The organism is Streptomyces sp. NBC_01460 (assembly GCF_036227405.1).
Classification (GTDB): Bacteria; Actinomycetota; Actinomycetes; order Streptomycetales; family Streptomycetaceae; genus Streptomyces.
Window position 1 is genome coordinate 1237157 of record NZ_CP109473.1, and the last position, 20994, is coordinate 1258150.

14 protein-coding genes, 3 rRNA genes and 1 riboswitch are annotated in these 20994 nt (G+C 66.1%); of the genes, 3 read left to right on the top strand and 14 right to left on the bottom strand.

What is annotated here, in order from left to right:
• The first annotated feature begins 264 nt into the window (after positions 1-264).
• Positions 265-879, top strand: coding sequence for a hypothetical protein (locus tag OG488_RS05490; RefSeq protein WP_329226446.1), 615 nt, complete (start codon positions 265-267; stop codon positions 877-879).
• Between the two features lie 289 nt (positions 880-1168).
• Complete coding sequence (locus OG488_RS05495; RefSeq protein WP_329226448.1) at positions 1169-1375, top strand: DUF5999 family protein; 207 nt, start codon at positions 1169-1171, stop codon at positions 1373-1375.
• A 70-nt stretch (positions 1376-1445) separates the two neighbouring features.
• Here OG488_RS05495 and gcvP read toward each other — a convergent pair whose 3' ends face one another.
• A complete protein-coding gene (gcvP, locus tag OG488_RS05500) occupies positions 1446-4331 on the bottom strand; it encodes an aminomethyl-transferring glycine dehydrogenase (RefSeq protein ID WP_329226450.1) in 2886 nt (961 codons plus the stop codon).
• 192 nt (positions 4332-4523) lie between these two features.
• Positions 4524-4619, bottom strand: a riboswitch (glycine riboswitch).
• Positions 4620-4752: 133 nt separating this feature from the next.
• On the opposite strand from gcvP, the gene OG488_RS05505 reads away from it, so the two are divergent.
• Positions 4753-5124, top strand: coding sequence for a PRC-barrel domain-containing protein (locus OG488_RS05505; RefSeq protein ID WP_329226452.1), 372 nt, complete (start codon positions 4753-4755; stop codon positions 5122-5124).
• Here the strand turns inward: OG488_RS05505 and OG488_RS05510 are convergent.
• The 13 genes from OG488_RS05510 to OG488_RS05570 all read right to left on the bottom strand — a co-directional run bounded on the left by OG488_RS05510 (position 5046) and on the right by OG488_RS05570 (position 20363).
• Positions 5046-6503, bottom strand: a complete 1458-nt coding sequence (locus OG488_RS05510; protein WP_329226453.1) for a DNA polymerase IV — start codon at positions 6501-6503, stop codon at positions 5046-5048. The genes OG488_RS05505 and OG488_RS05510 overlap by 79 nt on opposite strands.
• A gap of 81 nt (positions 6504-6584) precedes the next feature.
• On the bottom strand, positions 6585-7202 hold the full coding sequence (locus OG488_RS05515) for a MerR family transcriptional regulator (protein ID WP_329226455.1): 618 nt from the start codon (positions 7200-7202) through the stop codon (positions 6585-6587).
• Between the two features lie 166 nt (positions 7203-7368).
• Positions 7369-7842, bottom strand: a complete 474-nt coding sequence (locus OG488_RS05520; RefSeq protein ID WP_006123076.1) for a bifunctional nuclease family protein — start codon at positions 7840-7842, stop codon at positions 7369-7371.
• Between the two features lie 53 nt (positions 7843-7895).
• Positions 7896-8639: a transcriptional regulator FtsR gene (ftsR, locus tag OG488_RS05525; protein WP_329226456.1), complete on the bottom strand. Its 744-nt coding sequence runs from the start codon at positions 8637-8639 to the stop codon at positions 7896-7898.
• A 41-nt stretch (positions 8640-8680) separates the two neighbouring features.
• Complete coding sequence (locus OG488_RS05530; protein WP_329226458.1) at positions 8681-9469, bottom strand: FHA domain-containing protein; 789 nt, start codon at positions 9467-9469, stop codon at positions 8681-8683.
• Between the two features lie 190 nt (positions 9470-9659).
• A complete protein-coding gene (locus tag OG488_RS05535; RefSeq protein ID WP_329226460.1) occupies positions 9660-10496 on the bottom strand; it encodes a DUF881 domain-containing protein in 837 nt (278 codons plus the stop codon).
• Positions 10497-10501: 5 nt separating this feature from the next.
• On the bottom strand, positions 10502-10834 hold the full coding sequence (locus OG488_RS05540) for a small basic family protein (protein ID WP_003970459.1): 333 nt from the start codon (positions 10832-10834) through the stop codon (positions 10502-10504).
• Positions 10831-11751: a DUF881 domain-containing protein gene (locus OG488_RS05545; RefSeq protein WP_329226462.1), complete on the bottom strand. Its 921-nt coding sequence runs from the start codon at positions 11749-11751 to the stop codon at positions 10831-10833. Before OG488_RS05545 ends, OG488_RS05540 begins: the two co-directional genes overlap by 4 nt.
• Positions 11752-11849: 98 nt before the next feature.
• Positions 11850-14345 carry a mannose-1-phosphate guanyltransferase gene (locus tag OG488_RS05550; protein WP_329226464.1) on the bottom strand — a complete coding sequence of 832 codons (2496 nt, stop codon included), beginning with the start codon at positions 14343-14345 and terminating at the stop codon, positions 11850-11852.
• A gap of 110 nt (positions 14346-14455) precedes the next feature.
• Positions 14456-15064, bottom strand: a complete 609-nt coding sequence (locus tag OG488_RS05555) for a CDP-alcohol phosphatidyltransferase family protein (protein WP_329226466.1) — start codon at positions 15062-15064, stop codon at positions 14456-14458.
• A 149-nt stretch (positions 15065-15213) separates the two neighbouring features.
• Positions 15214-15330: ribosomal RNA gene (rrf, locus tag OG488_RS05560) — 5S ribosomal RNA — on the bottom strand.
• A 79-nt stretch (positions 15331-15409) separates the two neighbouring features.
• Positions 15410-18534: ribosomal RNA gene (locus tag OG488_RS05565) — 23S ribosomal RNA — on the bottom strand.
• Between the two features lie 303 nt (positions 18535-18837).
• Positions 18838-20363, bottom strand: a 16S ribosomal RNA gene (locus tag OG488_RS05570).
• The 16S, 23S and 5S rRNA genes sit together here, the layout of an rRNA operon.
• Positions 20364-20994 lie beyond the last annotated feature (631 nt).

A 20994-nucleotide genomic window follows, 5' to 3' on the forward strand; every position in this document is an offset into this window, starting at 1 on the left:
TTCCTGGCGACAGGGGTCGCGAGCGGCTCGAATCCACAGAAACCTCGCAATCCAAAGGCTCAGATCCACCTTGCGCGCAATACGCGGGACGGCTAGCCGAAACACCGTGTGAACATTTGTCGTATAAACTCTGCGAACGAGGCAGAGAGTTGACGCATCGGCCCGTCCGCCCCGTCACCGGCCTTCCTCTGGCCCCGCACGCCGACAGCGACGTCTGCACCCGCCCACGCACCACCGTGTCTCCGAAGTGAGAGGCAACCCACTATGCCGCTGCATGTTTCTCCGGCCCCCGCGCCCGCACTGCGCAGCGTTCTCGCGGCACTCGGTTCTCCCACCGCAGTCCGCGAGGCCCATACGCCCGCCCTCCGGTCCGTCCAGGGATCGCTGAGCCCCGAACTCCCGCTCCCCGTCCACGTACTGGACCGGATCGTGCCGAGCGACGCCGCACCCCGCACCCGCCTCGCCGGCTGGCGCTTCCTGATCCGCAGCGGCGAACGCGCCGTGGCCGCCGCGGACACCATGCTCACCGCCGACGGCTGGACCTTCTCGCACTTCTTCGAGGGCCCGTACATCACGTCCACCGAACTCGCCCTGCGCCAGGCGGAGTCGTCGACGACGTCCTACCAGCCGCGGCTGCTGTCCGTGCCCGGGCTGTACATGCTCACCCTGTGGCTGCACCACGACACCGAGGCCGACGCCGGCGGCGGGGCACTCGCACCGACCGACGTGCTGGTGCCCCTGGCACCGGCTCCTCCGGGCATCACGGCCCACCGCCCCCACCGGGTCGCCGACCTGCTCCCGGTCATGAACCTGCGCCTCACCCCGGCACCCCTTCCGGACCTCCCCGAGGTCCCGGGTCTCCTCGGATCGCCCGCCTGACGCCTCCGCCGTCACCCGCCCCCGCCGAGCTCCTCGGCGGGGGCGCGTCCGTACCCGGGCGGACTAGTCCGGTCAGGTCACCCCTGACCATCCGAACGGACAGTGCCGTCGGATTGAACCGTCCGGCCGGGTGATGCGTCATGGGAGGAGAACAGCAGCTGCCGCGAAATCCCTGCGGAGAGACGCCCGTAGGGCAACACTGGGAACGGACCGACTTGATACGGGGGCGGCCATGAACACATCGTCCAGCCGCAGGACACTCGACTCAACGCAGCGAAAGAACCCACCCATGTGCCAGCACCAGCCACCCTGCCCGTCCGCCGACTCCAACGACCGGGAAGCCGCGCGCCTGATGGCCCACCACCCGGAACAGGGCTGGAGTCTCCTGTGCAACGGCGTCCTGCTCTTCGAGGACACCGGTGAGCTGCTCCCGAACGGGCAGATCATCGCCCCGCACCGCTCGCTGAAGAGCGGTCAGGTGATGAAGGCCGCCTGACCACGGCGGACGGAACACGGGGGCCGGCCCGGAGAGCTCTCCGCACCGGCCCCGACGCGTATCCGCGTGCCTACTGGTCGTACGCGTCCAGCGGGGGGCAGGAGCAGACCAGGTTGCGGTCGCCGAACGCCCCGTCGATGCGGCGGACCGGCGGCCAGTACTTGTCCGAGGGCGTGACACCGGCCGGGAAGACCGCCTCTTCGCGGGTGTAGGCGTGGGCCCACTCGCCACCGAGGGCGGCCGCCGTGTGCGGAGCGTTGCGCAGCGGGTTGTCGTCCGCGCTCCACTCGCCGGAGGCGACCTTGTCGATCTCCCCGCGGATGGCGATCATCGTGTCGCAGAATCGGTCGAGCTCGGCGAGGTCCTCACTCTCGGTCGGCTCGATCATCAGCGTCCCCGCCACCGGGAAGGACATGGTCGGTGAGTGGAAGCCGTAGTCGATCAGCCGCTTGGCGATGTCGTCGATGCTCACGCCGGTCGCCTTCGAGATCGGCCGCAGGTCCACGATGCACTCGTGCGCGACCAGACCGGCCGGGCCGTTGTAGAGGATCGGGAAGTGCGGTTCGAGACGCTTGGCGATGTAGTTGGCCGCGAGTACGGCCACCTGCGTCGCACGCTTCAGACCCTCGCCGCCCATCAGGCGTACGTAGGCCCACGAGATCGGCAGGATTCCCGCCGAACCCCACGGGGCGGCCGAGATCGGGCCGACGCCGGTCTCCGGACCCGCCGCGGGCTGGAGGGGGTGGTTGGGGAGGTACGGCGCCAGGTGGGCGCGCACACCGACCGGGCCGACACCCGGGCCGCCGCCGCCGTGCGGGATGCAGAAGGTCTTGTGCAGGTTCAGGTGGGAGACGTCGCCGCCGAAGTGGCCCGGCTTGGCGAGACCGACCAGCGCGTTGAGGTTGGCACCGTCCACGTACACCTGGCCGCCGGCCTCGTGCACCTCACCGCAGATGTCGGCGACGTGCTCCTCGAAGACACCGTGTGTCGAGGGGTAGGTGATCATGAGGACGGCGAGCTCGTCGCGATGCTTGGCGATCTTGGCCCGGAGATCCTCTATGTCGACCTCTCCGTCGTCGGCGGTCTGCACGACGACGACCTTCATGCCGGCCATCACCGCGCTCGCCGCATTGGTGCCGTGCGCGGAGGAGGGGATCAGGCAGACGGTGCGTTCGTGCTCGCCGTTGGCCCGGTGATAGGCGCGCACGGCCAGCAGCCCGGCGAACTCGCCCTGCGAGCCGGCGTTGGGCTGGATGGAGACGGCGTCGTAACCGGTGACCTCGGCGAGGCGCTCCTCCAGCTCACGGATGAGGGTGAGGAAGCCTTGTGCCTGCTCGGCGGGCGCGAAGGGGTGAAGCGCGCCGAATTCGGGCCAGGTGATCGATTCCATCTCGGCGGTCGCGTTCAGCTTCATGGTGCAGGAGCCGAGCGGGATCATGCCGCGGTCCAGCGCGTAGTCGCGGTCGGCGAGCTTACGCAGGTAGCGCAGCATCGCCGTCTCGGAACGGTGCTGGTGGAAGACCGGGTGGGTGAGGACGGCGTCGGTGCGCAGCAGCCCCTCGGGCAGCGCGTCGGCGGTCTCCGCGTCCAGCGCCTCGATGTCGCCGCCGGCCCCGAAGGCCGCCCAGACGGCCGCGACCCGGGCGCGGGTCGTGGTCTCGTCGCAGGCGACGGAGACATGGTCGGCGTCGACCAGGCGCAGGTTCACCCCGCGCTCGCGGGCGTCGGCGACCACCTGGGCGGCCTTGCCCGGCACACGGACGGTGAGGGTGTCGAAGTACGCGCCGTGCACGACCTCCGCGCCGGAGGCCCGCAGCCCCTCGGCGAGGATGGCGGCGAACCGGTGGGTGCGCCCGGCGATCGTCCGCAGCCCGTCGGGACCGTGGTAGACGGCGTACATGCCGGCCATGACGGCGAGCAGCACCTGGGCGGTGCAGATGTTGCTGGTGGCCTTCTCGCGGCGGATGTGCTGCTCACGGGTCTGCAGCGCCAGGCGGTAGGCCTTGTTGCCGTCGGCGTCGACGGACACCCCGACGAGGCGGCCGGGCAGGCTGCGGGCGAACTTCTCGCGTACGGCCATGAAGCCGGCGTGCGGTCCGCCGAAGCCCATCGGGACGCCGAAGCGCTGCGTCGTGCCGACGGCGATGTCCGCGCCCAGCTCGCCGGGCGAGGTGAGGAGCGTCAGGGCCAGCAGGTCGGCCGCGACGGAGACGATCGCCCCCAGCTCGTGCGCCTGCTCGATGACGGGCTTGATGTCGCGTACGGCGCCGGAGGCGCCCGGGTACTGGAGCAGCACCCCGAAGACGCCGCGTTCGGCGACCTCCGCCGGGATGCCCCCGGTGAGGTCGGCGACGACGACCTCGACGCCGGTCGGCTCGGCGCGGGTCTCGATCACCGCGACGGTCTGCGGCAGGGTGTCGGCGTCGACCAGGAAGACGCCGTTCTTCACCTTGCCGACGCGGCGCGCCAGCGCCATGGCCTCGGCGGCCGCGGTGCCCTCGTCGAGGAGCGAGGCGCCGGAGGTGGGAAGCCCGGTGAGGTCGGCGACCATCGTCTGGAAGTTCAGGAGGGCCTCGAGGCGCCCCTGGGAGATCTCCGGCTGGTACGGCGTGTAGGCCGTGTACCAGGCGGGGTTCTCCATGACGTTGCGCAGGATGACGGGCGGGGTGAACGTGCCGTAGTAGCCCAGGCCGATCATCGGTGCGAGCACCTGGTTGCGGTCGGCGAGGCTCCGCAGCTCGGCCAGGACCTCGGCCTCGGTGCGCGCCTCGGGCAGGTTCAGCGCCTCGGCGCTCCTGATCACGTCGGGCACGGCGGCGGCGGTGAGCTCGTCGAGGGAGCCGTAGCCGACCTGGGCGAGCATCTTCGCCTGCGCCCCGGCATCGGGCCCGATGTGGCGCTGCTCGAACGGAATGCCCTGCTCCAGCTGGGAGAGCGGAGTGCGACGGGGGGTCATGATGGAGGCCTCCTGGTCTGCCACGACCTGCGAGGGCGCCACGGCGTGGCTGCCCGAACGGCCTCCCCCTCTGTCATCTCGACCTGAGAGCTTCACCGGCACGCCCCGGGGCGTACCGGCTTTCACCGTCGGTGAGGGCGACACCCGTGACGGCACGTGCCGTACGGATCCCGACCTGCTTTCCAGAGTGACCTCGTCCGTGCGGTACAGGGGCCTGAGAGATTCCGGGGAGGAGTTGCTCCTTCGGCGCCCCCGGATCTCTCCGGAGGACTCTCCCGCACAGGGTCAGCAGCCGTGTTCCAGCCTACCAGCGGGGTCGGTGCGGGCCGTCTCGAGTGGCCGACGGCCCGGATCTGGCCTTTCGTAGAGCCTGTGGAGCAGTCGCGACCACCTGATGCAGTTGTGACCAGTGGGAGGCACCGTGCAGACCGACATCGATCCGCGCAGCCTGATCGGCCGCAAGGCCTTCGACCGTCGTGGTGCCAAGATCGGTACGGTGGACGAGGTCTATCTCGACGATGCGACCGGGGTACCCGAGTGGGCCGCCGTACGCACCGGACTCTTCACCCGGGACGCGTTCGTCCCGCTGGAACCGAGCGAATTCGTCGACGGGGCGCTGCGGATCCCCTTCGACCGGGGCCTGATCAAGGACGCCCCCGACTTCGGCGTGGGCCGCCACCTCTCGCCCGAGCAGGAGCTGCAGCTCTACCGGCATTACGGACTGGACTCCTCGCCCTCGGCCGGCCCTGCCCCCGACAAGGACTTCGGCAAACTGGCCGGCCACGAGGAGTAGTCCACCGGATCCCGCACCAGGGGAAGCGGTTCGGCCGGCCGAAGGTGCGGGTCGTCGATGCGGAACGTACGCACCCGGCCCGGGCCCGTCCACGGCTCCTCGAAACGCACGGTGACCCTGCCGACGCCACTGCCCTGCACCCAGCCGTGCCCGTGGACGTCGTGCCGTACGTCGTGTCCGGCCGGCCAGCGTCGCGAGGACGGCGGCTCGCCGCTCTCCCGGGGGCCCCGGTCGGCGGCCCTCTCCGCCGTGTCGTCGTGTTCGTCCGGGGCGGCGGCCGCGGACCCCTCCGCTGCGTGCTCGGCCTCGGCGGCCTGCGCGAACAGGTCCTCCTGCGTGAAGTCCGCCAGCCCCGTGACGCCCACTCCGAGCAGCCGGACGCCGCCGGTCGTGTCCACGGCCTCCAGAAGCCGTGCGGCGGCCTCGCGGACCACCGCGGGGTCGTCGGTGGGGCCGCGCAGGGTCTCCGACCGGGTGAGCGTCGAGAAGTCGTAGCGGCGCACCTTGAGGACCACGGTGCGCCCGGACCGCCCCGCGTCCCGCAGCCGACGCACGCACCGGTCCGCGAGCCGCTCCACCTCCGACCTGACCCGCACACGGTCGTGCAGGTCCACGTCGAAGGTGTCCTCGACCGACACGGACTTGGCGTCCCTCTCGGCGACGACGGGACGGTCGTCGTAGCCCCGCGCCATGCGGTGGAGCGCGACGCCGTGCGCCTTGCCCAGCAGCCGTACGAGCTCCGCCTCGCCCGCCTCCGCCAGGTGACTGACAAGGGTCATGCCGGCGCGCCGGAGATGGTCGCCGGTGGCGGGCCCCACACCCGGGAGGGTCCGCACCGGCATGGGCGCCAGGAGCTCACGCTCGGTGCCGGGCTCGATCAGCAGCAGACCGTCCGGCTTGGCCTCCTCGGAGGCGATCTTGGCCAGCATCTTGGAGCCGGCCAGTCCGACGGAGCCACTGAGGCCGGTGACGGCCCTGATCACGGTGCGCAGCTGCCCGCCGATCGCGCGGGCGGACGCCGCGTCGTCGGCGACCCCGCCGGCCTCCAGATCGACGAACGCCTCGTCCAGGCTGAGCGGTTCGACGAGGGGTGAGAGCCGCCCGAGGAGCCCCATCACCTGGTCGCTCACCGTGCGGTAGAGCGCGAAACGCGGGACCAGATACGCGGCGTTGGGAGCGAGCCGCCGTGCCTGTGCCATCGGCATCGCCGAATGCACACCCAGCCGCCGCGCCTCGTACGACGCGGTGGCGACCACGCCGCGCATCCCCAGGCCGCCCACCACCACCGGTTTGCCACGCAGGCTTGGCTTCGCCGCCTGCTCCGCAGAGGCGTAGAAGGCATCCATGTCCAGATGCAGAATGGTGGGCGCGGCTCTCACACGGACCGATGGTGCCTCATGCCACTGACATTCGACCCGCCCGACGCACGCGCCGCACCGCTCTGCTCCTGCTCCTGTGGCTCAGCCCGCGCGGTTGCGCCGCCGAGCCAGCTCATCCGCGGGGTTGTGACCGATCAGCGTCTCCCCCGTGTCGACACGCTCTCCGTGGAGCTGGGACAGCGCCGCGTCGACGTCGCGCCAGACGACCCCCACCGCGATGCCGAAGACGCCCTGGCCGCCCTGGAGCAGACTCACGACCTCGTCCGGCGACGAGCACTCGTAGACCGTCGCCCCGTCACTCATCAGGGTCATCCGCTCCAGATCCGTGAACCCGCGGGCCCTGAGGTGCTGCACGGTGGTGCGGATGTTCTGAAGGGCGACCCCCGTGTCCAGGAAACGCTTGACGATCTTGAGCAGAACCACGTCCCGGAAGCTGTAGAGACGCTGTGTCCCCGACCCGTACGCGGGACGCACGCTCGGCTCCACGAGCCCCGTGCGCGCCCAGTAGTCGAGCTGTCGGTAGGTGATGCCGGCAGCCGCGCACGCTGTAGGCCCCCGGTAGCCGATGTCCCCTGCCTCTGCCACACCGTCCGCTGCCACCACCGCCGGCTGAACCGGCTGTCTGATGGAGTGGTCGGCCGCACTGCCGTGCTGCCGGTACGGCCCACCCGCAGCCGTACCGTCGCCGCTGATTCTCACGCCGACCTCCGTCCTTGACCTGCCATCTCGAAGGTAGGCAGTCACCAGGGGTGCGTCAACGATCGCCACACTCGGCACGCCGAGTGATAATCACCCTGAGGGTGGTTTCCCGTGACTGATTTCCGGGAACGGCTTGTCGGATGCGCTGACACCGCCCCCACGGCGGTCACTGGCTGTTCGTGCCGAAGTCCTCCGGCGAGATCTGGTCGAGGAACTCGCGGAACTTCTCCACCTCGTCCTCCTGCTCGTCCGGGATGGCGATGCCGGCGTCGTCGAGCACCCCGTCACTGCCGTAGATCGGCGTGCCGGTGCGCAGGGCGAGCGCTATGGCGTCGGACGGCCGCGCACTCACCTCGACCCCGCTGGCGAAGACCAGCTCCGCGTAGAAGACCCCTTCTCTGAGGTCCGTGATGCGGACCTCGGTGAGCTCCTGGCCGACGGCCTCGAGCACATCCTTGAAGAGATCATGGGTCAGCGGCCTGGCCGGAGCCATGCCCTGCTGGGCGAAGGCGATCGCGGTCGCTTCCCCAGGACCGATCCAAATAGGGAGGTACCGGTCGCCTCCCACTTCACGCAGGAGCACGATCGGTTGGTTGGAGGGCATTTCCACCCGGACACCCACAACGTCGAGCTCGTTCACACAGCAACCCTAGGACGTGCCCGCCATGTTTGGATAGTCGGGCTCCTCCGCCGTCAGTGGAAACTGACCTTCAGAGCCGTCTGGACCAGCGCGGCGTGGAGCCGGACGGACAGCTCCGCGAGCTCCTTCGCGGTGGCCTCCGCATGGGCCCTGGTCTGCGGATTCCGGTGCCGGCGCAGGGGCGCGACCACCTGTTCGACCAGCCCTGCCTCGCGCTCCGCGGCCGCCTTGACGGCCCGCAGATGCCGGGGCTCGAGGCCGAATCGGCCCAGGTCCGCCACGAGCCGCGCCACGGTCACGGCCTCGGCGTCGTAGCTGCCCCCGGCGGCGGGCACGATCAGCCCGTACGACTCCCACTCGTCGAGCTGCTCCTCGGTGGCCTCGGTGGCGGCAAGGAGCTCGGAGCGTCCGATACGGGCCGCTGTGGCCGCACCCGGCTCCTGGTCCCAGCGGGGGTCTGCCGGATCGCCCTGCCCGCCACCGGGCGGCAGGGCCGCCTGTTCGCCGCACGCCAGCGCTTCGAGGTGCTCACGGATGACCTTGAGCGGCAGGTAGTGGTCCCGCTGCATGCGCAGCACCTGGGCCAGCCGCTCGACGTCGGCAGGGCTGAACTTCCGGTAGCCCGAAGGCGTCCGCTGGGGCTCGATGAGCCCCTCCGCCTCCAGGAAGCGGATCTTGGAGATCGTGACTTCGGGAAACTCGTCGCGCAGCTGCAGAAGCACCGTGCCGATGCTCATCGCGCGCTCGCCCGCGGCGGCGGTGCCGTGACCGGCACCGCCTGTAGGTGTTCGCAGCATGGACCTTCCTGGGGGTCCCCCCGGACGGGTCCGGGGAAGGGTCACACGCCCCGCTGGCTCGCGTAGAAGACCAGTCGGTACTTCCCGATCTGGACTTCGTCGCCGTTGGTCAGCGCGACGGAATCGATGCGCTCGCGGTTGACGTAGGTACCGTTGAGGCTGCCGACATCACCCACGGTGAAACTACCGTCCGGGCTCCTGTGGAACTCCACATGACGCCGCGACACGGTCACGTCGTCGAGGAAGATGTCGCTCTGCGGGTGACGGCCGGCCGTCGTCAGGTCGCCGTCCAGCAGGAATCGGCTGCCGGAGTTCGGGCCGCGGCGGACCACCAGCAGTGCGGACCCCGCGGGCAGGGCGTCGACCGCGGCCTGTGCCTCCGGGGAGAGCGACGGGACGGCCGTCTGGCCGGTCACCTCGGCCTCGTACGCCTCGATGCCGGAGATCGAGATCGTCGAGGTCGTCTCCGCGGCACGCTCGGGTACTCCGCCCCTCAGCGGCGCGCCGCAGTTGGAGCAGAAACGGCTGGCCTCGGCATTCTGATGCCCGCACCTCGTACAGACCGGCATGGACGAGCCCTCCGGAGCGGAGGCGAACCCTCCACCCGTACTCGAGGTTGATGATTCCCCGAAACCTATGCGGCCTGCACCTCCGGGGTCAACGGACGACGCGCCGGTCCCACCGGCGGACCCCTGTACCTCGTCGCGGAAGAGCGGGCGCTCCGAGCCCTGCTCCTCGGCGCCCTGGCCCTGACGCGGGGCACGGTGACGGGCAGCGCTGCCGCTGTCCTCGCGGGCGCTCTTTCCGAACAACTTCGCAAACAACTTCACGGGCGTTTCCCCTTGACCGAAATAGACCCGCCCGTGGGGCAGGACGAACCCTGAACGAACACACCTGCCGACCCGGACATCCTCACAACGTCCGTATCCACCCGACAGTTTCCACCACACGCCACCGATCCGTTGCGCCGACCCCCCGCAACCCGGTACCCGTGTCCTCCGAGCCCCTCACACCACCGTCTCACCGTGACGACGACCGAGCGTGATCAGGCTGTTTCGCCGGCCGCAGGGCGTCCACGACGATGTCGTCGGCACGCGCCACCTCCGCCGTGGCCTGCTCCTTCTCCAGCGTCTGCACCACACCGCCTGGGATGTTCAGAGCCGGTTCCAGATCCTGTGGCTTGCCGATGACCTTGAACTCGTAGGGAGCCTCGATCCTCCGGCCGTCCACCCTCAATTCTCCCCCGTCTCCGGAGAAGTACGTATCGGCCACCACCCGCACGCCGTCGACCTCGATCGCCTCCGCGCCCGCGGCACGCAGCTCCTGGATGGTGTCGAGGAGCATGTCGGCCTCGACGGCGCCGCCCGGGTCACTGATGGTCAGCGTGATACCCGGACCGTGCGCCGCGACGGTACCTGCCAGGATACCGAGCTGCCGCTCCTTCTCCAGCGTCTGTTTCCGGGCTTCCTCGGCCTGGTCGGAGCTGTTCTCCAGCTCCGTGCGCTGGTCGTCGAGGCGCTGCTTCTCGTCCTCGAGACGCTCGGTGCGGTTGTCGAGCTCGTCGAGGATGCGGACCAGGTCCTCCTGGCGGGCACCGCGCAAAGCGCTGTTGTCGCTGTTCGACCTCACCTGGATGGCCAGTCCCAGGCCGAGGACGAACAACAGGAGTGCCACGATGAGTTGGGCCCTGCTCACCCTCGGGGGCCAGAGACCCGCCCGCAGCCGCTGGCGGCCGGACACCTCCTCGGCCGGGGCAGGAGGGGGCGGAGTCGGCACGGGCGCCTCGGCGGGGAGCGCACCCGGGCGCTCCCCGTTGCCGGGGCCGTGTCCGCTGCTCGGGTTCTGTTCGTTGTTCATCGGCCTCACGCCCGGAAGACGTGGCGGCGGATGGCCGCCGCGTTGGAGAAGATCCGGATGCCGAGCACGACCACCACACCGGTGGAGAGCTGGGCTCCGACGCCCAGCTTGTCGCCGAGGAAGACGATGAGCGCGGCGACCACGACGTTCGACAGGAACGACACCACGAAGACCTTGTCGACGAAGATCCCGTCGAGCATGGCCCGCAGACCGCCGAAGACGGCGTCGAGCGCGGCCACCACGGCGATCGGCAGGTAGGGCTCGACCACCGCCGGCACTTCGGGCCGGACCAACAGTCCGACCACGACTCCCACGACGAGGCCCAGTACGGCGATCACGATGTGCCCTTCCCTGTGTCTGCCGCACCACTGCCCGTGTCTGCGGCCTGAGGCTCTGCTGTACGTACGATCAGGCTGGGCGCGGCCGGAAGGCGCACCTTCTCCTGTTCGGAGAGGCTGGTGCGGATGTCGAAGCTCTCGTGCAGCGCCTGCAGGTACTGGCCGTCCGCACTGTCCTGGAACTCCGTGGCGAGCTTCTTCCCGTCCCCCACCGCGAGCACCGTGTACGGCGGCACGAGCGGCCTGTTGTCGACCAGTATGGCGTCGCCCGCCGCACGGATCGCCGAGAGGGCCGTCAGCCGCTGCCCGTTGATGGCCACGGCCTCGGCTCCGGACTGCCACAGACCGTTGACCACACGCTGCATGTCCCGGTCACGCACCCGCCCGGTGTCGGCGAAGCCGGTGGACTCGCGGGGCCCGCCACCGCCCTGGTCGGTGTCCTCGGCGTCGTCCACCACCAGCTTGATGCCGGGGCCCTCGACGGGGGTCGCACCGGACAGCAGGGCCACCAGGGCGCCCTGGTCCCCGCCGTGCTTCTCCAGCGCCTTGCGCTGCCGCTCGCCGACATCCTTGCGCAGCTCGTCGACCTCTGCCTGGAGCGTGTCCGCCGTGGAGGTCTCCGCGTTCACGCGGTCGATGAGCTCCTCGCGCTCCTTGGCGACGACCGGAGCCGCCACCTGCGCCTCGGCGGCACCGAGTGTCACGACGAGCGCTGCCAGCACCAGCCCCGCGGCGAGGCCCAGCTTCGCCTTCAGGGTGCGCGGCATCCCGTCGCTGCCTTCGGACCGACGGCGCGCCGAGGCCTCGGCGTATCCCTCGTCGAGGCTGTGTTCCATCACCGTGGTCAGCAGCGACATGGACGCGTCGGGGCGAGGACGCGGCGGGGCGCTACTCCGATCGGGGGGCGGCTGCGACATGCCGCACATCGTCGCACGTCATGCCTGCTGCCGCCGAATGGGCCCACCGCTGTCCCGGAAGCCGGTGGAACACGGCTTCCGGGACAGCGGTCACCTGCTCAGTCTCCCGCGCTGTCCACGACCGCCGCCCATTCGTCGAGCAGCGCCTGTGCCGAGGCGTCGTCCGGTCCCTCGGCCCACAGGTGGGTGACCGCCTCCGCCCGGTCGGGCAGCACCATGACCCAGCGGCCGTCGGTCTCGACCACGCGGACTCCGTCCGTGGTGTCCACGCTGCGGTCCCCCGCCGCCTCCACGACCCGGCGCATGACGAGCCCCTTGACCGCCCACGGCGTGGCGAGGTCGCGGCGCAGCACGTGGGCCCGCGGGATGCGGGCGTCGATCTGGCTGAGGGTGAGCTGTGTCCGGGCCACGAGGCCGATGAGCCTGACGAAGGCCGCCGCACCGTCGAAGACGCTGCTGAACTCGGGGACGATGAATCCGCCTCGGCCGTCGCCCCCGAAGATGGTGGCGTCCTCGCGCCCCACCCGGGTCAGGTCGTCGGGAGACGTGGTCGTCCACTCGACCTGCGTACCGTGGTAGGCCGCGACCTGTTCGGCGACCCGGGTCGTCGTCACCGGCAGGGCGACCCGCCCGCTCCTTCGCTCGGCGGCCACGAGGTCGAGCATGACCAGAAGGGCCCTGTCGTCCTCGATGATCCGCCCCCGCTCGTCCACGAGGGACAGCCGTTCACCGACCGGGTCGAACCGGACGCCGAAGGCCGCCTGCGCGGACGCGACGATCTCGCCGAGGCGCACCAGCCCGGCTCGCCGCGACTCGGCGGACTCGGTCGGCCGGGACTCGTCGAGCCCGGGGTTGATCGTCAGCGCGTCCACACCGAGGCGTCCGAGGAGACTCGGCAGAACGAGCCCGGCGCTGCCGTTGGACGCGTCCACGACCACCTTGAGGCCCGCGTCGGCGATGCCACTCGTGTCGACGTTGCGAAGCAGCGAGCCGGTGTAGGAGTCGAAGACGCTCGACGGGAAGTGGAGATCGCCGATCTCACCGGGGAAGGCCCGGCGGAATTCCTGACGGGCGTAGACGCGGTCCAGCTTCTTCTGACGCGCCTGGGAGAGATCGGCTCCCCGCTCGTCGAAGAACATGATGTCGACCGAGTCGGGCACCCCCGGAGACGTACGGATCATGATCCCGCCGGCGCTTCCCCGTGCCGTCTGCTGACGGGCCACCGGCAGCGGCACGTTCTCCAGGTCGCGGACGTCGATGGCGCTGGCCTGGAGAGCCGAGATGACGGCTCTCTTCAGGGCACGTGCACCACGGGAGTGGTCGCGGGCGGTCGTGACCGTCGCGCCCTTCTTCAGCGTCGTCGCGTAGGCGCCGGCGAGCCGGACGGCGAGTTCCGGGGTGATCTCGACGTTCAGGATCCCCGTGACACCGCGGGCGCCGAAGAGGTGCGCCTGCCCTCGCGACTCCCAGATGACCGAGGTGTTCACGAAGGCGCCGGCTTCGATGGTCTTGAACGGGTAGACCCGGACGTTGCCCTGAATGATCGATTCTTCGCCGACCAGGCACTCGTCGCCGATGACGGCGCCGTCCTCGATGCGTGACGCCCGCATGATGTCGGTGTTCTTACCGATCACACAGCCGCGCAGGTTGCTGTGCTCGCCGATGTACACGTTGTCGTGCACGACTGCCCGGTGCAGGAAGGCACCGGTCTTCACGACGACGTTGGAGCCGATGACGGTGTGCTCACGGATCTCGGCGCCTGCCTCGATCTTCGCGTAGTCACCGATGTAGAGCGGCCCCCGCAGTACCGCGTCGGGATGGACCTCGGCGCCTTCCGCCACCCAGACCCCGGGCGAGATCTCGAAGCCGTCCAGCTCCACGTCGACCTTGCGCTCCAGCACATCGGCCTGGGCCTTCACATAGCTCTCGTGCGTGCCCACGTCCTCCCAGTAGCCCTCTGCGATATAGCCGCAGATCAGCTTGCCTTCCTTCATGAGCTGCGGGAACACGTCACCGGACCAGTCCACGGAGGTGTCGGCCTGGACGTAGTCGAAGACCTCGGGCTCCATGACGTAGATGCCCGTGTTCACCGTGTCCGAGAAGACCTGGCCCCAGGTGGGCTTCTCCAGGAAGCGCTCCACCTTGCCCTCTTCGTCCACGATCGTGATCCCGAACTCAAGGGGATTCGGGACCCGGGTCAGGCACACCGTGACAAGTGCGCCTTTCTCCTTGTGGAAGGCGATGAGGTCCGTCAGATCGAAGTCGGTGAGGGCGTCGCCGGAGATGACCAGGAAGGTGTCGTCCTTCAGGGCCTCCTCGGCGTTCTTCACGCTTCCCGCGGTACCGAGTGGCTTCTCCTCGTTGGCATAGCTGAGCTCCATCCCGAGTTCCTCGCCGTCGCCGAAGTAATTCTTGACGAGAGAGGCGAGGAACTGGACGGTGACAACGGTTTCGTTGAGCCCATGCCGTTTGAGCAGCCTCAGCACATGCTCCATGATCGGCCGATTGGCCACGGGCAGGAGCGGCTTGGGCATGCTTGAGGTCATGGGGCGAAGGCGGGTGCCTTCACCGCCTGCCATCACGACGGCCTTCATGTCGGAAACGTCCTCCTAAAGAGACGACGGTCTAGCCGACTTCACCCGTCGGGGCAACACCACAGCATCCGGTGCGGGCCGGCGACACTGCACGGCTCCACAACAACGAGCTAATCGGCTACTTCATCCGCCTTGACCAGACGGCGGACTTGGACCACATACAGGATCCCTGCCCACCAATAGAGGGTTGTACCCCATCCAGCGAACGCCCATCCGAAAATGGTGCCCAGTGAAGCAAGCCAACCACTTCCGTCGCTGAGCAGCAACAAGGGGAAGGCGTACATCAGATTGAAGGTTGCAGCTTTGCCGAGGAAGTTCACCTGGGGCGGCGGATAGCCGTGCCGGCGGAGGATTCCCACCATGACGAGCAGCATCAGCTCACGGGCCAGGAGAGCGGCCGTGAGCCAGAGGGGCAGGACCTCCCGCCAGGTGAGCCCGACGAGGGTCGACAGAATGTAGAGCCGGTCGGCAGCCGGGTCCAGGAGCCGGCCGAGACTGCTGATCTGGTTCCATCGACGGGCGAGCTTGCCGTCGAGGTAGTCACTGACACCACTCAGCATCAGAACCAGCAGGGCCCAGCCATCGCTGTTGGGCCCGCCGAACACGGGGCGAAGAATCAGCCACAGGAAGAGCGGTACGCCGACGAGACGAGCCATGCTGAGGATGTTGGGGATGGTGAGTACTCGGTCCGTCTGAACTCGAGTCTCCTGGACCTCCACCCGGGGGCCTCCATGTGAAGAACGTGCCAATGATGCCCCCTGACCCTACCCTCAGCATCCGAGCGTCGGTGCACAGGGGTACGGGCGGACCGGCCCGGAACGCAGAAAAGCCCCGTGCCACAAGGGCACGGGGCTTTCCCGGAATAATTGTTCGGCGGCGTCCTACTCTCCCACAGGGTCCCCCCTGCAGTACCATCGGCGCTGAAAGGCTTAGCTTCCGGGTTCGGAATGTAACCGGGCGTTTCCCTAACGCAATGACCACCGAAACACTATGAAATTAACCAACACCGGGCAAAAACACGGCCGTTCGTTATTTCAGAACTAACACAGTGGACGCGAGCAACTGAGGACAAGCCCTCGGCCTATTAGTACCAGTCAGCTCCACCCGTTACCGGGCTTCCACATCTGGCCTATCAACCCAGTCGTCTACTGGGAGCCTTAACCACTCAAGGTGGTGGGAATACTCATCTCGAAGCAGGCTTCCCGCTTAGATGCTTTCAGCGGTTATCCTTTCCGAACGTAGCCAACCAGCCATGCCCTTGGCAGGACAACTGGCACACCAGAGGTTCGTCCGTCCCGGTCCTCTCGTACTAGGGACAGCCCTTCTCAATATTCCTACGCGCACAGCGGATAGGGACCGAACTGTCTCACGACGTTCTAAACCCAGCTCGCGTACCGCTTTAATGGGCGAACAGCCCAACCCTTGGGACCGACTCCAGCCCCAGGATGCGACGAGCCGACATCGAGGTGCCAAACCATCCCGTCGATATGGACTCTTGGGGAAGATCAGCCTGTTATCCCCGGGGTACCTTTTATCCGTTGAGCGACAGCGCTTCCACAAGCCACTGCCGGATCACTAGTCCCGACTTTCGTCCCTGCTCGACCCGTCGGTCTCACAGTCAAGCTCCCTTGTGCACTTACACTCAACACCTGATTGCCAACCAGGCTGAGGGAACCTTTGGGCGCCTCCGTTACTCTTTAGGAGGCAACCGCCCCAGTTAAACTACCCATCAGACACTGTCCCTGATCCGGATCACGGACCCAGGTTAGACATCCAGCACGACCAGAGTGGTATTTCAACGGCGACTCCACAACCACTGGCGTGGCTGCTTCAAAGTCTCCCACCTATCCTACACAAGCCGAACCGAACACCAATATCAAACTATAGTAAAGGTCCCGGGGTCTTTCCGTCCTGCTGCGCGAAACGAGCATCTTTACTCGTAGTGCAATTTCACCGGGCCTATGGTTGAGACAGTCGAGAAGTCGTTACGCCATTCGTGCAGGTCGGAACTTACCCGACAAGGAATTTCGCTACCTTAGGATGGTTATAGTTACCACCGCCGTTTACTGGCGCTTAAGTTCTCAGCTTCGCACACCCGAAAGTGCACTAACCGGTCCCCTTAACGTTCCAGCACCGGGCAGGCGTCAGTCCGTATACATCGCCTTACGGCTTCGCACGGACCTGTGTTTTTAGTAAACAGTCGCTTCTCGCTGGTCTCTGCGGCCACCCCCAGCTCACCGAGTAAATCGGATCACCAGTGATGGCCCCCCTTCTCCCGAAGTTACGGGGGCATTTTGCCGAGTTCCTTAACCATAGTTCACCCGAACGCCTCGGTATTCTCTACCTGACTACCTGAGTCGGTTTAGGGTACGGGCCGCCATGAAACTCGCTAGAGGCTTTTCTCGACAGCATAGGATCATCCACTTCACCACAATCGGCTCGGCATCAGGTCTCAGCCTTAATGTGTGACGGATTTGCCTACCACACGGCCTACACCCTTACCCCGGGACAACCACCGCCCGGGCTGGACTACCTTCCTGCGTCACCCCATCGCTTACCTAGTACAAGTCTGGTTCGTCGGCTCCACCACTACCCTCAACTCCGAAGAGATCGGGCCGGCTTCACGGACTTAGCATCGCCTGATTCAGTATTGGGCGTTTCAAAGCGGGTACCGGAATATCAACCGGTTGTCCATCGACTACGCCTGTCGGCCTCGCCTTAGGTCCCGACTTACCCTGGGCAGATCAGCTTGACCCAGGAACCCTTAGTCAATCGGCGCACACGTTTCTCACGTGTGTATCGCTACTCATGCCTGCATTCTCACTCGTGAACCGTCCACAACTCGCTTCCGCGGCTGCTTCACCCGGCACACGACGCTCCCCTACCCATCCACACAGGCGTTGGCCCTATATGTGTGAATGACACGACTTCGGCGGTACGCTTGAGCCCCGCTACATTGTCGGCGCGGAATCACTTGACCAGTGAGCTATTACGCACTCTTTCAAGGGTGGCTGCTTCTAAGCCAACCTCCTGGTTGTCTCTGCGACTCCACATCCTTTCCCACTTAGCGTACGCTTAGGGGCCTTAGTCGATGCTCTGGGCTGTTTCCCTCTCGACCATGGAGCTTATCCCCCACAGTCTCACTGCCGTGCTCTCACTTACCGGCATTCGGAGTTTGGCTAAGGTCAGTAACCCGGTAGGGCCCATCGCCTATCCAGTGCTCTACCTCCGGCAAGAAACACACGACGCTGCACCTAAATGCATTTCGGGGAGAACCAGCTATCACGGAGTTTGATTGGCCTTTCACCCCTAACCACAGGTCATCCCCCAGGTTTTCAACCCTGGTGGGTTCGGTCCTCCACGAAGTCTTACCTCCGCTTCAACCTGCCCATGGCTAGATCACTCCGCTTCGGGTCTAGAGCGTGCAACTCAATCGCCCTATTCGGACTCGCTTTCGCTACGGCTTCCCCACACGGGTTAACCTCGCTACACACCGCTAACTCGCAGGCTCATTCTTCAAAAGGCACGCAGTCACGACTGCATGTGCAAGCACATACAGCGACGCTCCCACGGCTTGTAGGCACACGGTTTCAGGTACTATTTCACTCCGCTCCCGCGGTACTTTTCACCATTCCCTCACGGTACTATCCGCTATCGGTCACCAGGGAATATTTAGGCTTAGCGGGTGGTCCCGCCAGATTCACACGGGATTTCTCGGGCCCCGTGCTACTTGGGTGTCTCTCAAACGAGCCGTTGATGTTTCAGCTACGGGGGTCTTACCCTCTACGCCGGACCTTTCGCATGTCCTTCGCCTACACCAACGGTTTCTGACTCGTCTCACAGTCGGCAGACTATGAAAAAGAGATCCCACAACCCCGCATGCGCAACCCCTGCCGGGTATCACACGCATACGGTTTGGCCTCATCCAGTTTCGCTCGCCACTACTCCCGGAATCACGGTTGTTTTCTCTTCCTGAGGGTACTGAGATGTTTCACTTCCCCTCGTTCCCTCCACACTGCCTATGTGTTCAGCAGCGGGTGACAGCCCATGACGACTGCCGGGTTTCCCCATTCGGAAACCCCCGGATCAAAGCTTGGTTGACAGCTCCCCGGGGACTATCGTGGCCTCCCACGTCCTTCATCGGTTCCTGGTGCCAAGGCATCCACCGTGCGCCCTTAAAAACTTGGCCACAGATGCTCGCGTCCACTGTGCAGTTCTCAAACAACGACCAGCCACCCATCACCCCGCCCAAACAGGCGAGTTCACTGGGGCCGGCAACCGAAGATCCAGACTCAACGAGCCCGTACCTTCAGATACCCAACAGCGTGCCCGACCCGACCAACCCGATCCTGTTTTCCACGCCGAAGCAGTACTCACAGAACCGTGCTCATCGTGCCGAATAATCAACGTTCCACCCATGAGCAACCACCGTCGAACATTTGCCGACGTAATGGTCTCTGGATTCCCCGAAGGAAACCTAGATGCTCCTTAGAAAGGAGGTGATCCAGCCGCACCTTCCGGTACGGCTACCTTGTTACGACTTCGTCCCAATCGCCAGTCCCACCTTCGACAGCTCCCTCCCACAAGGGGTTGGGCCACCGGCTTCGGGTGTTACCGACTTTCGTGACGTGACGGGCGGTGTGTACAAGGCCCGGGAACGTATTCACCGCAGCAATGCTGATCTGCGATTACTAGCAACTCCGACTTCATGGGGTCGAGTTGCAGACCCCAATCCGAACTGAGACCGGCTTTTTGAGATTCGCTCCGCCTCGCGGCATCGCAGCTCATTGTACCGGCCATTGTAGCACGTGTGCAGCCCAAGACATAAGGGGCATGATGACTTGACGTCGTCCCCACCTTCCTCCGAGTTGACCCCGGCAGTCTCCTGTGAGTCCCCATCACCCCGAAGGGCATGCTGGCAACACAGAACAAGGGTTGCGCTCGTTGCGGGACTTAACCCAACATCTCACGACACGAGCTGACGACAGCCATGCACCACCTGTATACCGACCACAAGGGGGGCACCATCTCTGATGCTTTCCGGTATATGTCAAGCCTTGGTAAGGTTCTTCGCGTTGCGTCGAATTAAGCCACATGCTCCGCTGCTTGTGCGGGCCCCCGTCAATTCCTTTGAGTTTTAGCCTTGCGGCCGTACTCCCCAGGCGGGGAACTTAATGCGTTAGCTGCGGCACCGACGACGTGGAATGTCGCCAACACCTAGTTCCCAACGTTTACGGCGTGGACTACCAGGGTATCTAATCCTGTTCGCTCCCCACGCTTTCGCTCCTCAGCGTCAGTAATGGCCCAGAGATCCGCCTTCGCCACCGGTGTTCCTCCTGATATCTGCGCATTTCACCGCTACACCAGGAATTCCGATCTCCCCTACCACACTCTAGCTAGCCCGTATCGAATGCAGACTCGGGGTTAAGCCCCGAGCTTTCACATCCGACGTGACAAGCCGCCTACGAGCTCTTTACGCCCAATAATTCCGGACAACGCTTGCGCCCTACGTATTACCGCGGCTGCTGGCACGTAGTTAGCCGGCGCTTCTTCTGCAGGTACCGTCACTTTCGCTTCTTCCCTGCTGAAAGAGGTTTACAACCCGAAGGCCGTCATCCCTCACGCGGCGTCGCTGCATCAGGCTTTCGCCCATTGTGCAATATTCCCCACTGCTGCCTCCCGTAGGAGTCTGGGCCGTGTCTCAGTCCCAGTGTGGCCGGTCGCCCTCTCAGGCCGGCTACCCGTCGTCGCCTTGGTAGGCCATTACCCCACCAACAAGCTGATAGGCCGCGGGCTCATCCTTCACCGCCGGAGCTTTTAACCCCGCCCCATGAGGGACAGAGTGTTATCCGGTATTAGACCCCGTTTCCAGGGCTTGTCCCAGAGTGAAGGGCAGATTGCCCACGTGTTACTCACCCGTTCGCCACTAATCCACCCCGAAGGGCTTCATCGTTCGACTTGCATGTGTTAAGCACGCCGCCAGCGTTCGTCCTGAGCCAGGATCAAACTCTCCATGAATGTTTTCCCGTAATCGGGAGAGCACCATAGAAGAGCGGGACGACCGATCCGGAATAGGGATGGTCGTCCACAGCGTCCTCGCTGATGTTGCCTACCCGCCACATGGGCCGGTAGGACTTCAAAGGAACCACCAACCCACCGAAGTGGGCCGGGGTATCAACAAATTTGGCGTTGATTTTTGGCACGCTGTTGAGTTCTCAAGGAACGGACGCTTCCTTCGGTCCCGTTTCACCGGGGCCCTCCGGGCGCTTCCCTTCGTTCTTACGTTTCCGACTCTATCAGACTCTTTCGTGTCCGATTCCCGGCCGAAGCGGGTTCCTGCTGTTTCGCTTTCCAGTTCTTCGCTTTCGCGTTTCCCTTTCCGGCGAGTCCGACTCTATCAGGCCTTTTCCCTTTCCCTTGACCACGGTCTCGCGAGCATGCGAGAGCCACGATCAGAGTTAGAGTCTGGGCTTGGGAGTCGCCGCCGACCCCCGACTCGAAGTCGCGTTGGGGTCAGGCAGGGATACGACAGTACAGGCCGCTGTGAGGCGAGGCAAATCGTTTCCGGTGCACCCCTAGGTCGGCCAACCGGTAGCTCTCGGGCGGAACCGGGACTTCATATGACTTACGCTGCTGATCAGTACGCCGC

What these genes read in the sequence shown, in the direction of transcription:
- OG488_RS05545 (WP_329226462.1), bottom strand. Translation starts at nt 11,751, where the DNA reads ATGTCGCAGCCGCCCCCCGATCGGAGTAGCGCCCCGCCGCGTCCTCGC.
- OG488_RS05535 (WP_329226460.1), bottom strand. Translation starts at nt 10,496, where the DNA reads ATGAACAACGAACAGAACCCGAGCAGCGGACACGGCCCCGGCAACGGG.
- gcvP (WP_329226450.1), bottom strand. Translation starts at nt 4,331, where the DNA reads ATGACCCCCCGTCGCACTCCGCTCTCCCAGCTGGAGCAGGGCATTCCG.
- OG488_RS05550 (WP_329226464.1), bottom strand. Translation starts at nt 14,345, where the DNA reads ATGAAGGCCGTCGTGATGGCAGGCGGTGAAGGCACCCGCCTTCGCCCC.
- OG488_RS05495 (WP_329226448.1), top strand. Translation starts at nt 1,169, where the DNA reads ATGTGCCAGCACCAGCCACCCTGCCCGTCCGCCGACTCCAACGACCGG.
- ftsR (WP_329226456.1), bottom strand. Translation starts at nt 8,639, where the DNA reads ATGCTGCGAACACCTACAGGCGGTGCCGGTCACGGCACCGCCGCCGCG.
- OG488_RS05490 (WP_329226446.1), top strand. Translation starts at nt 265, where the DNA reads ATGCCGCTGCATGTTTCTCCGGCCCCCGCGCCCGCACTGCGCAGCGTT.